General features: G+C 72.1%; 11 protein-coding genes. 7 read left to right on the top strand and 4 right to left on the bottom strand.

Annotation, left to right across the window (positions count from 1 at the left end):
* The first annotated feature begins 67 nt into the window (after positions 1-67).
* A complete protein-coding gene (locus tag JW613_RS12845) occupies positions 68-544 on the top strand; it encodes a MarR family winged helix-turn-helix transcriptional regulator (RefSeq protein ID WP_209210908.1) in 477 nt (158 codons plus the stop codon).
* Between the two features lie 31 nt (positions 545-575).
* Here JW613_RS12845 and JW613_RS12840 read toward each other — a convergent pair whose 3' ends face one another.
* Both JW613_RS12840 and JW613_RS12835 read right to left on the bottom strand, forming a co-directional pair.
* Positions 576-2,105, bottom strand: a complete 1,530-nt coding sequence (locus JW613_RS12840; protein WP_209210907.1) for a sensor histidine kinase — start codon at positions 2,103-2,105, stop codon at positions 576-578.
* Entirely contained in the window at positions 2,098-2,778 is a 681-nt protein-coding gene (locus JW613_RS12835) for a response regulator transcription factor (protein ID WP_209210906.1), read from the bottom strand. The genes JW613_RS12840 and JW613_RS12835 overlap by 8 nt, the downstream gene beginning before the upstream one ends.
* 125 nt (positions 2,779-2,903) lie before the next feature.
* Between JW613_RS12835 and JW613_RS12830 the strand changes: the two genes are divergently transcribed.
* Positions 2,904-3,578 (top strand): PepSY domain-containing protein, encoded by a 675-nt coding sequence (locus JW613_RS12830; protein WP_209210905.1) that lies wholly within the window; start codon positions 2,904-2,906, stop codon positions 3,576-3,578.
* Positions 3,579-3,629: 51 nt separating this feature from the next.
* On the opposite strand, the gene meaB is transcribed toward JW613_RS12830, so the two are convergent.
* Together meaB and JW613_RS12820 are read right to left on the bottom strand one after the other, a co-directional pair.
* Positions 3,630-4,586, bottom strand: a complete 957-nt coding sequence (meaB, locus tag JW613_RS12825; RefSeq protein ID WP_209210904.1) for a methylmalonyl Co-A mutase-associated GTPase MeaB — start codon at positions 4,584-4,586, stop codon at positions 3,630-3,632.
* Between the two features lie 105 nt (positions 4,587-4,691).
* On the bottom strand, positions 4,692-5,897 hold the full coding sequence (locus JW613_RS12820; RefSeq protein ID WP_209210903.1) for an acetyl-CoA C-acetyltransferase: 1,206 nt from the start codon (positions 5,895-5,897) through the stop codon (positions 4,692-4,694).
* A gap of 135 nt (positions 5,898-6,032) precedes the next feature.
* Here JW613_RS12820 and mce point away from each other — a divergent pair, with 135 nt between their 5' ends.
* The 5 genes from mce to JW613_RS12795 all read left to right on the top strand — a co-directional run bounded on the left by mce (position 6,033) and on the right by JW613_RS12795 (position 13,666).
* Positions 6,033-6,476, top strand: coding sequence for a methylmalonyl-CoA epimerase (mce, locus tag JW613_RS12815; RefSeq protein WP_209210902.1), 444 nt, complete (start codon positions 6,033-6,035; stop codon positions 6,474-6,476).
* A gap of 240 nt (positions 6,477-6,716) precedes the next feature.
* Positions 6,717-10,508 (top strand): polarized growth protein Scy, encoded by a 3,792-nt coding sequence (scy, locus tag JW613_RS12810; protein WP_209210901.1) that lies wholly within the window; start codon positions 6,717-6,719, stop codon positions 10,506-10,508.
* Between the two features lie 125 nt (positions 10,509-10,633).
* A complete protein-coding gene (locus JW613_RS12805; RefSeq protein WP_099884304.1) occupies positions 10,634-11,584 on the top strand; it encodes a coiled-coil domain-containing protein in 951 nt (316 codons plus the stop codon).
* A gap of 274 nt (positions 11,585-11,858) precedes the next feature.
* A complete protein-coding gene (locus JW613_RS12800) occupies positions 11,859-12,893 on the top strand; it encodes an ATP-binding cassette domain-containing protein (RefSeq protein ID WP_209210900.1) in 1,035 nt (344 codons plus the stop codon).
* Positions 12,894-12,895: 2 nt separating this feature from the next.
* Positions 12,896-13,666: an ABC transporter permease gene (locus JW613_RS12795; RefSeq protein ID WP_209210899.1), complete on the top strand. Its 771-nt coding sequence runs from the start codon at positions 12,896-12,898 to the stop codon at positions 13,664-13,666.
* The last annotated feature ends 112 nt before the right edge of the window (positions 13,667-13,778 follow it).

The raw sequence follows: 13,778 nt of genomic DNA, 5'->3' as shown, positions 1-13,778 counted from the left end.
ACGCTGCGACATCTTTACGCCACGCCGCGTAAGCACGTGTGTGCGAGCCTCGGTAAAGTCTCACGGTATGGACACCGACGACGGCACCCGTTGGCTCACCGAGGACGAGCAGCGCGCATGGCGCACCCACCTGGACGTCGGCAGGCTGCTCAGCTACCAGCTGGAGCGTGACCTGCAGCCGTTCGGGCTGACCCTCAACGATTACGAGATACTGGTGAACCTTTCGGAGTCATCCGAGCACCGGATGCGGATGACCGACCTCGCCTCCGCGACGCTCCAGTCCAAGAGCCGTCTGTCACACCAGATCACGAGGATGGAGAAGGCCGGACTGGTGCGGCGCGAGTCCTGCGAGTCCGACAAGAGGGGGCTGTTCGCCGTGCTCACGGAGCACGGCTGGGACACCATGCGCACCGTGGCCCCGCACCATGTCGCCTCGGTGCGGCGCCACTTCATCGACAGCGTCTCCCCCTCGGACCTCACCCACCTGGAGCGCACCCTCCGCCCCGTCGCGGAGAAGCTGCGCACCGAGCGGGGCCGGGTGTAGGGACCGGGCGGGCCGGGCGTCCGAGGCGCGGTCAGCCGTCGGCGAGCGGCAGCCGCAGCACGAAGCGGGCCCCGTCCCCGGTGGGGCCCTCCACCCGGAGGGACCCGCCGTGGCGCTCCGCCACGTCGCGGGCGATGGCCAGGCCCAGCCCGGCCCCGCCCTCGTCCCGGGAGCGCGCGGCGTCCAGCCGGACGAACCGCTCGAAGATCCGCTCCCGCTCCCCCTCGGGCACCCCCTCGCCGTCGTCCTGGACGCTGAGGGCGAGCCCGTCGCCCTCCCGCCGTACGGCCACCGAGACCTGGGAGGTGGCATGCCGCTGGGCGTTGTCCAGCAGATTCGCCAGCACCCGTGACAACTGGCCCGCCGACCCGCGCACTTCCCCGGACTCCAGCGCTCCCACCCGCACCGGGTGCGGATCCGCCACCCGCTGGGCCACATGCTCCTGTACGAGGGCGTCCAGGGCGACCCGCCCCTCGGCGGGCCGCTCCCCCGCGTCGAGCCGGGCCAGCAGCAGCAGATCCGCGGCGAGCGTCTGGAGCCGCACGGTGTCCTCGACCGCCTCGTCCAGATCGAGCAGTTCGGGGTGGGCCGCGGCGACCTCCAACTGGGTGCGCAGCGAGGCGATGGGGCTGCGCAACTCGTGTGAGGCGTCGGCGACGAACCTGCGCTGCCGCTCCACGGACGCCTCCAGCGCGGCGAGCGTCTCATTCGTCGTACGGGCCAGCCGTGCGACCTCGTCGCGCGCGTCCGGCTCCGGGACGCGGCGGGTCAGATCGGTGCTGGCGGTGATCGCGCTCATCTCCTGCCGGATGCCCTCGACGGGCCGCAGGGCGCGCCGGGTGACCAGCCAGGTCACTCCGGCGACGACCAGCAGCAGCACGGGCAGCCCGAACAGCATGGAGCGGGTCACCGTGGAGACGGCCTCCTGCTGGGCTCCGAGAGAGGCGCCGGAGTAGACGGTGACGGGTGTGCCGTCCATGGTGCGGCCCTGGACGGCGGCGACGCTGAACTCCTGGGTCCCGACGACATCCTCCTTGTCGTAGGTGACCTCGCCGTCGTCGTCCACCGGGAAGGTGAGGGTCCTGGTCTCGCTGTCGGTGTCGACCTCCGCCCGGCCGCCGGCACCACCGCCGGCGGCGGCGCTGTCGCTGCTGTCACCGTCGTCGGTGTCCGCGGCGTCGTCGGCATCGGCGTCGGCGTCCGCCCCCTCGGCGTCCCCTGCGTCCCCGGCGTCGTCGTCGGGCCGGTCGGCGCGGGCGAAGTCGGCCATCGGGCCGCGCCCCTTGAGCGGGTCGCTCGCCCCCAGCACCTTGCCGTCCGCGTCCACCACCTGCGCGGGCTCGTCTCCGTCCAGCCCGTCCACCTGTGCGATCTCGGTGTCGGGCACATCGGCGATCTGGGCGGCCGTCCCGCGGGCCGCGTTCTCCGCGTTGAGCCGAGCCGTGTCGGCGAGCCCGCCGCGGAGTGTGGCCACCACGAAGAACCCCGCGGCGACGAGCGCCAGCGCCACCACGACGGTGGCACCGAGTGCGGCACGTACCCGTACCGACGCCCTACGCACGGCGGGCCCCCGCGGTGCCGTCCTCGAGCCGGTAGCCGGCGCCGCGCACCGTACCGATCCAGCCGGGCCCCAGCTTGCGCCGCAGGGCGCTCACATACACCTCGACGATGTTCACATCGCCCTCGTAGGCGAAGTCCCACACATGTTCGAGGATCTCCGTCTTGGCGACGACCTCCCCGGCGCGGACCGCCAGATACTCCAGTACGGAGAACTCCTTGGCGGTCAGCTCCACCTCCCGCTCACCCACCGTGACGCGCTGCGCGGCGGGATCGACGGTCAGCTCACCGACCCGCAGGGCCGCCTTGGCGCCCCGCGTACGACGACGCAGCAGCGCACGGACCCGGGCCAGGAGCACGACATAGGAGAACGGCTTGGTGAGGTAGTCGTCCGCACCGGTGTCCAGCCCCTCGGCCTCGTCGTACTCGCCGTCCTTGGCGGTCAGCATCAGCACGGGTGTCTCGTCGCCCGCGGCACGCAGCGCGCCGCAGACCCGGTACCCGTTCATCCCGGGAAGCATGATGTCGAGAACGATCAGGTCGTACTCGTTCTCGACCGCCGTGTGCAGTCCCTCCGCGCCGTCGTGCACGACGTCCACGGCGAAGCCCTCGGCCATCAGGCCCCTGGCGAGCGACCGGGCCAGTCGCTGCTCGTCCTCCACGATCAATAGGCGCACACCGCAACCCTGCCAAATCGCGGCTGAAGAGGGCTTCAGGTAGCTTCAGCTTACGTTCAGCAATGGTCGGCCACCGTGGAGTCATCGAAAGCGAGAGCAGCGAACGACCCGAGGAGTCGAACGTCATGAAGCGCAAGGTCATCATCGCAACCGTCACCGCCGCCGCCCTGGTCGGAGGTGGTACGGCGACCGCCTTCGGGGTCGCGTCCCACGACGGCGGCACGGACGGCAAGCAGGCGTCCGCGGCGCAGTCCCGGTCGGACGTGCGCACGGTCGACCACGACGACGACCACGGTGACAGCGACGACGACCGGGGCGACGACCGCGACGGTGGCCGCGCCGACAAGGCCGAGGACACCGGCGCCGCCGACGTCTCCCTCGACCGTGCGGCCCGCTCGGTGCTGAAGGAGGTCCCCGGCAGCATCACCGAGCTGGAGCTGGACACCGACGGCGACCGGCTCGTGTGGGAGGCCGACGTCCTCGGCAAGGACAACAAGTGGCACGACGTGCACATCGACGCCACCAAGGGCGACGTCCTCAAGAACCGGGTCGACCCCCGCAAGGACGAGGACCGCTCCGTCGTCCGGCACGCCAAGCTGGACGCGGCCGAGGTCGGCAAGAAGGCCGCCGAGGAGACCAAGGGCTCCGTCACCTCCGTCAGCCTGGACGACGACGGCCGGGACAAGGGCCGGTGGGAGGCGGACGCGGTCGACAAGAAGGGCAAGGAGCACGAGCTCACCCTCGACGGCACCTCCGGCAAGGTCCTGCACCACGAGACCGAGCAGGGCGACGACGACTGAGGGCCGCAGCCCTCCGCCGCAGCACCATCCTCACCCGTCCGGGTCAGGGCGTCACCCCTCGGTGACGCCCTCGACCAGTTCGTCGGCCGCCGTGTACGGGTCCAGCGTCCCGCCGACCACACGCTCGGCGAGCGCGTCGAGCCGTTTGCCGCCCCGCAGCTCGCCGATGCGCCGGCGCAGCGTGGTGACCGCGATGGTCTCGATCTCCTTCGCGGCCCGCGCCGCACGGCGCTCGGCCAGCACCCCCCGCTCCTCCATCCAGCCGCGGTGCTTGTCCAGCGCCGCGACCATCTCGTCCACGCCCTCGGCACGGGCGGCCACCGTCTTGACCACGGGTGGCCGCCAGTCGCCGGGCTGGCGGGCCTCACCGAGACCGAGCATGTGGTTCAGCTCGCGCACGGTGGCGTCCGCGCCGTCCCGGTCGGCCTTGTTGACGACATAGACGTCACCGATCTCCAGGATTCCGGCCTTCGCCGCCTGGATACCGTCGCCCATACCCGGCGCGAGCAGCACCACGCTGGTGTCGGCCTGCGCCGCGATCTCCACCTCGGACTGCCCGACGCCCACGGTCTCGACCAGCACCACGTCGCACCCGGCCGCGTCCAGCACCCGGATCGCCTGCGGCGCGGCCCAGGCCAGGCCGCCGAGGTGGCCCCGGGTGGCCATCGAGCGGATGTAGACCCCCGGGTCCGAGGCGTGCTCCCCCATCCGGACCCGGTCACCGAGCAGCGCACCGCCCGAGAACGGCGAGGACGGGTCCACGGCCAGCACCCCGACCCGCCTGCCCTGCGCCCGGTACGCACTGACCAGCGCCGAGGTGGTGGTGGACTTGCCGACCCCCGGGGAGCCGGTCAGCCCCACCACATAGGCGTTGCCGCAGTGCGGGGCTATGGCCGCCATGGCCTCGCGGAGCTGGGGAGAGGCCCCCTCGACGAGGGAGATCAACCGCGCCACCGCGCGGGGCGCCCCCTCCCGGGCCCGCGCCACCAATGCTGCGACATCCGCCATCTCAGACCGCTTCCTCTCTCACGGGCCGTGGCCCTCGCCCCTGGGCCGCCGAGCCGGCGGGGCGCCGCCGGGTGACCTCTCCTGCCTCGTTCGTCGTGTCCGCTGCTACGGGACGCGGATGATCAGGGCGTCGCCCTGCCCGCCGCCCCCGCACAGGGCAGCGGCGCCCAGGCCGCCCCCGCGACGCTTCAGCTCCAGCGCGAGGTGGAGCACGATACGCGCCCCGGACATGCCGATGGGGTGCCCCAGGGCGATGGCCCCGCCGTTCACATTCACCTTTTCGGGGCCGACTTCGAGGTCCTTCATTGACTGGTGCGCCACGGCTGCGAACGCCTCGTTGATCTCGATCAGGTCGAGGTCCTCCACGGCGCGCCCCTCCTTCTTCAGCGCGTGCTGAATGGCGTTGGAGGGCTGGGACTGGAGGGAGTTGTCGGGGCCGGCGACGTTGCCGTGGGCGCCGATCTCGGCGATCCACTCGACGCCGAGCTCCTCGGCCTTGGCCTTGCTCATCACGACGACCGCCGCGGCACCGTCGGAGATCTGCGAGGACGACCCCGCGGTGATCGTCCCGTCCTTCGCGAACGCGGGCCGCAGCTTGCCCAGCGACTCGGCGGTCGAGTCGCCCCGGATGCCCTCGTCCTCGGAGAAGAGCACCGGCTCGCCCTTGCGCTGCGGAATCTCGACGGGAGTGATCTCCGCGGCGAAGAGCCCGTCGCGCTGCGCGGCGGCGGCCCGCTGGTGGGAGCGCGCCGCGATCTCGTCCTGGACGTCGCGCGGAATGCCCAGCCGGGTGTTGTGCTTCTCGGTGGAGGCGCCCATGGCGATGCCCTCGAAGGAGTCGGTGAGGCCGTCGTGCGCCATGGAGTCGAGCACCTCCAAAGCGCCGTACTTGTAGCCCTCGCGGGACTTGGGCAGCAGGTGCGGGGCGTTGGTCATGGACTCCTGACCACCGGCGACGACGACGTCGAACTCGCCCGCGCGCACCAGCTGGTCGGCGAGCGCGATGGCGTCGAGTCCGGAGAGGCACACCTTGTTCACGGTCAGTGCCGGGACGTTCATCGGGATGCCGGCCTTGACCGCCGCCTGGCGCGCGGGGATCTGACCGGCGCCGGCCTGGAGCACCTGGCCCATGATCACGTACTCGACCTGGTCCCCGCCGATCCCGGCCCGCTCCAGTGCCGCCTTGATGGCGAACCCTCCCAAGTCCGCACCGGAGAAGGACTTCAGCGAGCCGAGCAGCCGCCCCATGGGCGTACGGGCGCCCGCGACGATCACTGAGGAGGTGGTGCTGCTCGAGGAGGTGGCAGTCATGAGGGGTTCCCTTCCGAGGGGAAGTTAACGAGGGTTACCACTCAAGATACTGAGCGGTACCAGCCCGGGTCACCGGTCGGTGAGTGTGACCGTGCGCACGTTGCGTAACCGCACTCGGAGCGCTGCACTGTTCCCATGCTGACGCGTATCGACCACATCGGAATCGCCTGCCGGGACCTCGAAGCCACCGTCGATTTCTACTCTCGCACCTATGGCTTCCAGGTGTTCCACACCGAGGTCAACCAGGAGCAGGGCGTTCGCGAGGCCATGCTGCGGATCAACGGCACGGACGACGGCCAGGCGTCCTACCTCCAGCTGCTGGAGCCCATCCGGGAGGACTCGGCGGTGGGCAAGTGGCTGGCCAAGAACGGCGAGGGCGTCCACCACATCGCGTTCGGCACCCAGGACGTGGACGGCGATTCGGAGGCCATCCGCGACAAGGGTGTCCGCGTCCTGTACGACGAGCCCCGCCGGGGCTCCATGGACTCGCGGATCACCTTTCTGCACCCGAAGGACTGTCATGGAGTGCTCACCGAACTGGTGACCTCGGCAACACCCGGCGACCAGCAGACGCACTGACCCCGCGCCCCATTGACCACTGCGGCACCAACGGACCACTGACGTCGGCTTCCAGGCCCGGTAGAGTGGGCATTCGGCCGGGGCGGGCCCTCCCCACCCGTTACAGAGATCTCCGGGCTGGGGGCTCGGTCCACGTTCCGCCGATGATCTGACACCATTTCCGGGAGACGTGTCCAAGCAAGTCCGGGGAGAGGGCTCGGATCATCTCCACGACTACCAGGGGACGGATGGGACCGCGCAGTGCGGGGCTACGACCGCTACGAGGCTGACGATCACCTCTCGCAGTTCGAGGCCGAGATGGAGCGGCTGAAGAAGGAGCGGGAGAAGGCCGTCGAGCATGCCGACGACCTCGGCTACCAGGTCGAAGTGCTGCGCGCCAAGCTGCACGAGGCGCGCCGCGCCCTGGCCACGCGCCCGGCGGGGTACGACAACCTCTCCCACCAGGCCGAACAGTTGCTCCGCAACGCCCAGCTGCAGGCCGATCAGATGCGCGCCGACGCCGAGCGGGAGCTGCGGGAGGCGCGCGCCCAGACCCAGCGGCTGCTCCAGGAGCAGGCCGAGCAGCAGTCGCGGCTGGAGGCCGAGCTGCACGCCGAGGCGGTACGCCGCCGCCAGCAGCTCGACCAGGAGCTGGCCGAGCGCCGCGCCACGGTGGAGAACCACGTCAACGAGAACGTGGCATGGGCCGAGCAACTGCGGGCCCGCACCGAGCAGCAGGCCCGCCGGCTCATGGAGGAGACCCGGGCGGAGGCCGAGCAGTCCCTGACCCGCGCCCGGGCCGAGGCGCAGCGGCTCACGGAGGAGTCGCGGCAGCGGCTGAACGCGGAGGCCGAGCAGGCCCGCAGCGAGGCCGAGTCGATCCTGCGGCGGGCCCGCGCGGACGCGGAGCGGCTGCTGAACGCGGCCTCCACACAGGCGCAGGAGGCCACCGACCACGCCGAGCAGTTGCGTACCTCCACCGCCGGCGAGGTGGAGGCCAGCAGGCGCGAGTCCGCCGAGCTGGTGCGCCGCGCCGAGGAGCGGATGCGCGAGGCCGAGGAGGCCCTGCGCGAGGCCCGGCAGAAGGCGACCGACAAGCTCCAGGAGGCCGAGGAAGAGGCCGGCAAGCGGCTCGCGGACACCGAGTCGGAGAACGAGCAGCGCACCCGTACGGCCAAGGCCGAGGTGGCGCGGCTGGTCGGCCAGGCCACCAAGGACGCCGAGGCGATCAAGGCCGAGGCGGAGCAGCTGCGCGAGGACGCCAGGGCCGAGGGCGAGCGGATGATCGCCGAGGCCCGGGAGAAGGCCCGCACCACCACCGCCGAGGAGTCCGCGAACCAGCTCGCGGAGGCGGCCCGTACCGCGGAGGACGTGCTCAACCGGGCGTCCGAGGAGGCCAAGGCCACCACGAAGTCGGCCGCCGAGGAGGCCGAGCGGCTGCGCCGGGAGGCCGAGGAGGAGGCCGACCGGCTGCGGGCCGAGGCACACGATGTGGCCGAGCAGCTCAAGGGCGCCGCCAAGGACGACACCAAGGAGTACCGGGAACGGACGGTCGAGCTCCAGGAGGAGGCGCGCAGGCTGCGCGGCGAGGCCGAGCAGCTGCGGGCCGAGGCGGTCGAGGAGGGCGAGAAGATCCGCGGCGAGGCCCGCCGCGACGCCGTCCAGCAGATCGAGGAAGCCGCCAACCGCGCCGAGGAGCTGCTGGGCAAGGCCAAGGCCGACGCCGAGGAGACCCGTACGGACGCCGCCACGGAGAGCGAGCGGGTGCGTACGGAGGCCATCGAGCGGGCCACGGCGCTGCGCAAGCAGGCCGAGGAGGCGCTGGAGCGGGCCCGTGCGGAGGCCGAGGAGCTGCGCACGCAGGCCGAGGAGCAGGCCGAGCAGGCCCGGGACGAGGCGGAGGAGGCCGCGCGGCGCACCCGCGAGGAGGCCGAGCAGGCGGCCCGCGAGCGCGAGGCCGAGGCCGAGGCGGAGGCGACGCGGCTGCGCGAGGAGGCCGAGGCCAAGCTGGCGGAGGCCGAGACCGGTCTGACCGAGGCCCGCACGGAGGCCGAGCGGCTGCGGGACGAGGCCCGCACGGAGGTCGAGCGGCTGCGCTCGGAGACGGCGGAGCGGGTTCGTACGCTGCGCGAGCAGGCCGAGGAAGAGGCCGAGCGGCTGCGCACGGAGGCCGCCTCGGACGCCTCGCAGGCCCGCGCGGAGGGCGAGTCGGTCGCCGTCCAGCTGCGCAGCGAGGCGGCGGCGGAGGCCGAACGGCTGCGCGAGGAGGCCCAGTCGACGGCCGACCGGGTGCGCGCCGAGGCGGACGCGGCGGCCGAGCGCACCAACGCGGAGGCCGCCGAGGCGCTCAGCGCGGCCCAGGAGGAGGCGGCCCGCCGCCGGCGCGAGGCCGAGGAGCTGCTGACCGCGGCCCGCGAGGAGGCGCACCAGGAGCGCACCGAGGCCCGCGAGCAGAGCGAGGAGTTGCTGGCGGCGGCCCGCAAGCGGGTTGCCGAGGCCCACGAGGAGGCCGAGCGGCTGACCGAGGAGGCCGAGCGGCGCGCGGCCGAACTCGTGGCGTCGGCCGAGGAGACGGCGCAGCAGGTACGGGACTCCGTCTCGGGACTGCGCGCCGAGGCCGAGGAGGAGATCGCCGGACTGCGGTCGGCCGCCGAGCTCGCGGCGCAGACGCTGCGCCGCGAGGCCCAGGAGGAGGCCGAGGCCGCCAAGTCGCTGGCCGAGCGGACCGTTTCGGACGCGATGGCGGAGTCGGAGCGTACCCGGGCCGACGCGCAGCGGGTCAGCGACGAGGCCCGCGCGGAGGCCGAGCGGGTCCTGGACGAGGCCCGCGAGCAGGCCGCGAAGAAGCGCGGCGAGGCCGCCGAACAGGCCGACCAACTGCTCGCCAAGGCCCAGGAGGAGGCCGACCGGACCCGCACCGAGGCCCAGCAGTTCAGCGAGGAGACCCGCACCGAGGCCCAGCAGTTCAGCCGGGACACCCGCGCGGAGGCCGAACAGTTCAGCGAGGAGACCCGCGCCGAGGCCGAGCGGGTCGGCGGCGAGCTGCGGGCCAAGGCCGAGCGGTTCAGCGAGGAGACCCGCGCCGTGGCCGAGCGGGTCGGCGAGGAGGCCCGCGCGGAGGCCCAGCGGCTGCTGGACGAGGCCCGCGAGCAGGCCGCCGCCAAGCGCGGCGAGGCCGCCGAACAGGCCGACCAACTCCTCGCCAAGGCCCAGGAGGAGGCGCTGCGTACCCAGGCCGCCGCCGAGGAGCAGGCCGACTCCATGGTCGGTGCCGCACGCTCCGAGTCGGAGCGGCTGGTGACCGAGGCGCGGGCCGAGGGCCGGGAGCTGGTCGAGAAGGCGCGCTCCGACTCGGACACCATGCTGGAGGAGGCGCGCAGCGACGCCGGCGCGATCCGCGAGCGCGCCGAGGAGCTGCGTACCCGCATCGAGACGGAGGTCGAGGAGCTGCACGAGCGGGCCCGCCGGGAGGCGGCCGAGGCGATGCAGTCGGCGGGCGAGCGGTGCGACAAGCTCGTACAGGCCGCCGAGGAGCAGCTGGCGGAGGCGCGGGCGAAGGCGGAGGAGATGCGCGCGGATGCCGACGCCGAGGCGGGCAAGGTGCGGATCGCCGCCGTCAAGAAGGCCGAGGGCCTGCTCAAGGAGGCCGAGCAGCGGAAGGCCGCGATGCTGCGCGAGGCGCAGCAGGTGCGGGACGAGGCGACCGAGGAGGCACGGCGCACGGTCGAGGCCGGGCAGCGCGAGCTGGATGTGCTGATGCGGCGCCAGGAGGACATCAACGCGGAGATCTCCCGCGTGCAGGACGTGTTGGAGGCGCTGGAGTCGTTCGAGACGCCGGGGGCCGCGTCAGCGCCCCCGGCGGGCTCCGGCAACACCGATTCCGGTTCTGATTCCGCTTCGGGCTCCGGCGGCGGATCCGGCTCCGGCGGCGGGTCGGGGCGCGGCTCGGGGACCGGCAAAAAGGGCGGACGTGACACCAGTGCAAAGGGTGGTGTGACAGCGGGCGTTGGCGCTGGTACAACTCGTTCGAGTGGCAAGAGTGCGGAGAGTTAGCCACTCGAATGAGGGCACATTCTCCAGATCAAACCCGCATAAGCTCGATGACACGCCGCTTCGGCCCCTAGGATTCCCTCTATCACTCCCCCGTCTGATAACCCGTCTGACTCGACAGGAACCCCATGAGCGACACTTCCTCCCCCTTCGGCTTCGAGCTCGTGCGGCGTGGCTACGACCGCGGGCAGGTGGACGACCGCATCACGAAGCTCGTCGCCGACCGTGACAGCGCCCTGGCCCGTATCACCTCTCTGGAAAAGCGCATCGAGGAACTGCACCTCGAAACGCAGAATGCCCAGGCTCAGGTCAATGACGCCGAGCCGTCGTACGCCGGGCTGGGCGCCCGAGTCGAGAAGATCCTCCGTCTCGCGGAGGAAGAGGCCAAGGACCTGCGCGAGGAGGCCCGTCGCGCCGCCGAGCAGCACCGCGAGCTCGCCGAGGGCGCGGCGCAGCAGGTGCGCAACGACGCCGAGGCGTTCGCCGCCGAGCGCAAGGCGAAGGCCGAGGAAGAGGGCTCCCGCATCGTCGACAAGGCGAAGAGCGAGGCCGCTTCGCTGCGCAGCGAGGCGGAGAAGGACGCCCAGTCCAAGCGCGAGGAGGCCGACACCCTCTTCGAGGACACCCGCGCCAAGGCGGCTCAGGCCGCGGCCGACTTCGAGACCAACCTCGCCAAGCGGCGCGAGCAGTCCGAGCGCGACCTGGCCTCCCGTCAGGCGAAGGCCGAGAAGCGGCTCGCCGAGATCGAGCACCGCGCCGAGCAGCTGCGCCTGGAGGCCGAGAAGCTGCGCACGGACGCGGAGCGCCGCGCCCGCCAGACCGTCGAGACCGCCCAGCGCCAGGCCGAGGACATCGTCGCCGACGCCAACGCGAAGGCCGACCGGGTGCGCAGCGAGTCCGAGCGCGAGCTGGCAGCGCTCACCAACCGCCGCGACAGCATCAACGCACAGCTCACCAACGTGCGCGAGATGCTGGCCACGCTGACCGGCGCCGCCGTGGCGGCCGCGGGCCAGCCCGGCGAGGAGGTCGCGGACGAGGAGGCCGCCGGCCGCTCCGTGCCGGCCCAGCAGTCCCGCTGACCGCTGCGCGGGGCATTCCCCAGGCCCAGCTCCCTTGCCGCCGCGACGGCGAGGCGCTCCACGGCGCAGACCGGCGGTGCCGTGCCCGGCGCAACCCCCGGGTTCGCTCGGCACCGCCGGACAGGCCATGGGAGTTGGCCACCGCTGCGGCGGAAAGTGATGGCGCACATGAAACGGGCCGCACCACACGGTGCGGCCCGTTTCGCATGTGCGGGTGATGTGCGGATAATGCGCACAAGTGGCGAGTGCGCGGGCAGGCCCTTAGCGTCGAAGAATGATCGAGCTGGAAGACCTCACCAAGCGGTACGGCGACAAGCTCGCTGTCGACGGTCTCAGCTTCACCGTACGTCCGGGTACGGTCACCGGCTTCCTGGGCCCGAACGGCGCGGGCAAGTCGACGACCATGCGGATGGTGCTCGGCCTCGACGCCCCGACCCGGGGCGATGTGCGTATCGAGGGCAAGCACTACGGGGAGCTGCGAGAACCGCTCAACAGTATCGGTGCGCTGCTGGAGGCCAAGGGCGTCCACGGCGGCCGCAGAGCTTACGACCACCTGCTGTGCCTGGCGCAGTCCAACGGCATCCCCGAGCGCCGGGTGGGCGAGGTGCTGGAGATGGTGGGCCTGCAGGAGGTGGCCCGCAAGCGGCCCAAGGGCTTCTCGCTCGGCATGGGGCAGCGGCTCGGGATCGCAGCCGCGCTGTTGGGCGACCCGCGCATCCTGATGTTCGACGAGCCGGTCAACGGCCTCGATCCGGAGGGCATCCACTGGATCCGCAATCTGATGCAGCAGCTGGCCCGGGAGGGCCGCACGGTCTTCGTCTCCAGCCATCTGATGAGCGAAATGGCACAGACCGCCGAGCACCTGGTCGTCATCGGCCAGGGCAAGCTGCTGGCGGACACCTCGATGTCGCAGTTCATCGCGGAGAACTCCCGCACGCACGTGCGGGTCCGCACCCCTGAGCCGGAGCGGATGCGGGACGTGCTCGTCGAGGCCGGTCTCAGGCCGGTCACCGGCGGGGACGGCGCCTTGGAGGTGGACGGCGGGGAAGCGCCGCGGATCGGCGAGCTCGCCGCCGCGAACGGGGTGGTGCTGCACGAGCTGAGCACCCAGCGGGCCTCACTGGAGGAGGCGTTCATGCGGCTGACGGCCCAGAGCGTCGAGTACCACGCCTACGCGCCCGGTGCCGACGGCACGCAGCTGCCGCAGACGCCCCCGGGTGCCGCTCCACCGCCGGGCGGCGCAGCGCCACCGCCGCAGCCGGGGCAGGCACCCCCCGCCTGGGGCGAGGACTGGAAGAGGGGGCGTTGAGAATGAACCACACCACCCGGGTACTCAAGTCCGAGTGGACGAAGGTCCGCTCCGTACACTCCACCGTCTGGACACTCGCCACGGCGCTGATCGTCTCCGTCGGTCTGGGCGCGCTGATCTGCGCGGTGACCGCCTCCACGTTCGACGACATGTCCACCGGGGACCGGCTCACCTTCGACGCCACCTACACCAGCTTCGCCGGTATGGGCCTCGGGCAGCTGGCGATGATCGCGTTCGGCGTGCTCATCGTGTCGGCCGAGTACAGCACCGGCATGATCCGCAACTCACTGGCCGCGGTGCCGCAGCGGGGCACGTTCCTGTGGTGCAAGGTGCTGATCGCGGGCGTCCTGGTGCTGGTCGTCGGCATGCTCACCAGCTTCTGCGCGTTCTTCCTGGGCCAGGCCCTGCTGGGCTCGCACGGGGTGGGCATCGGCGACCCGGGGGTGCTGCGCGCCGTTGTCGGCGGCGGCCTGTACATGGCGCTGATCGCCATGTTCGCCGTCGGGATCACCTTCGTCCTGCGCAGTCCGCTGCTGGCGTTCGCGATCCTGATGCCGTTCTTCTTCCTGATCTCCAACATCCTCGGCAATGTGGAGGCCACCAAGAAGGTCGGCCAGTACCTTCCGGACCAGGCGGGCACGACGGTGATGGCCGTGGTGCCGGAGACGCTGGACCGCCCGTACGGCCCCTGGGAGGGGCTGTTGATCATGGTGGCGTGGACGGCGGCCGCACTGGTGGCGGGCTTCATCGTGCTCAAGAAGCGGGACGCCTGAGCCGCACTTACCCACGATTGCCCAAGAAGGCGGCCCCCCTCAGGGGGGCCGCCTGATGGAACCGATTCGGGGCCCCGTAGCCTCCTAGGCCATGTCCGGGGGCGATCGAGCC

It is taken from the genome of Streptomyces smyrnaeus (assembly GCF_017676345.1).
Taxonomy (GTDB): Bacteria; Actinomycetota; Actinomycetes; order Streptomycetales; family Streptomycetaceae; genus Streptomyces; species Streptomyces smyrnaeus.
This window is presented reverse-complemented; position numbering and strand designations above follow the sequence as displayed.

Excerpts from the sequence above, each read along its gene's own strand:
- JW613_RS12795 (WP_209210899.1), top strand. The coding sequence starts at position 12,896 with ATGAACCACACCACCCGGGTACTCAAGTCCGAGTGGACGAAGGTCCGC.
- JW613_RS12820 (WP_209210903.1), bottom strand. The coding sequence starts at position 5,897 with ATGACTGCCACCTCCTCGAGCAGCACCACCTCCTCAGTGATCGTCGCG.
- mce (WP_209210902.1), top strand. The coding sequence starts at position 6,033 with ATGCTGACGCGTATCGACCACATCGGAATCGCCTGCCGGGACCTCGAA.
- JW613_RS12845 (WP_209210908.1), top strand. The coding sequence starts at position 68 with ATGGACACCGACGACGGCACCCGTTGGCTCACCGAGGACGAGCAGCGC.
- JW613_RS12805 (WP_099884304.1), top strand. The coding sequence starts at position 10,634 with ATGAGCGACACTTCCTCCCCCTTCGGCTTCGAGCTCGTGCGGCGTGGC.
- JW613_RS12830 (WP_209210905.1), top strand. The coding sequence starts at position 2,904 with ATGAAGCGCAAGGTCATCATCGCAACCGTCACCGCCGCCGCCCTGGTC.
- meaB (WP_209210904.1), bottom strand. The coding sequence starts at position 4,586 with ATGGCGGATGTCGCAGCATTGGTGGCGCGGGCCCGGGAGGGGGCGCCC.
- JW613_RS12800 (WP_209210900.1), top strand. The coding sequence starts at position 11,859 with ATGATCGAGCTGGAAGACCTCACCAAGCGGTACGGCGACAAGCTCGCT.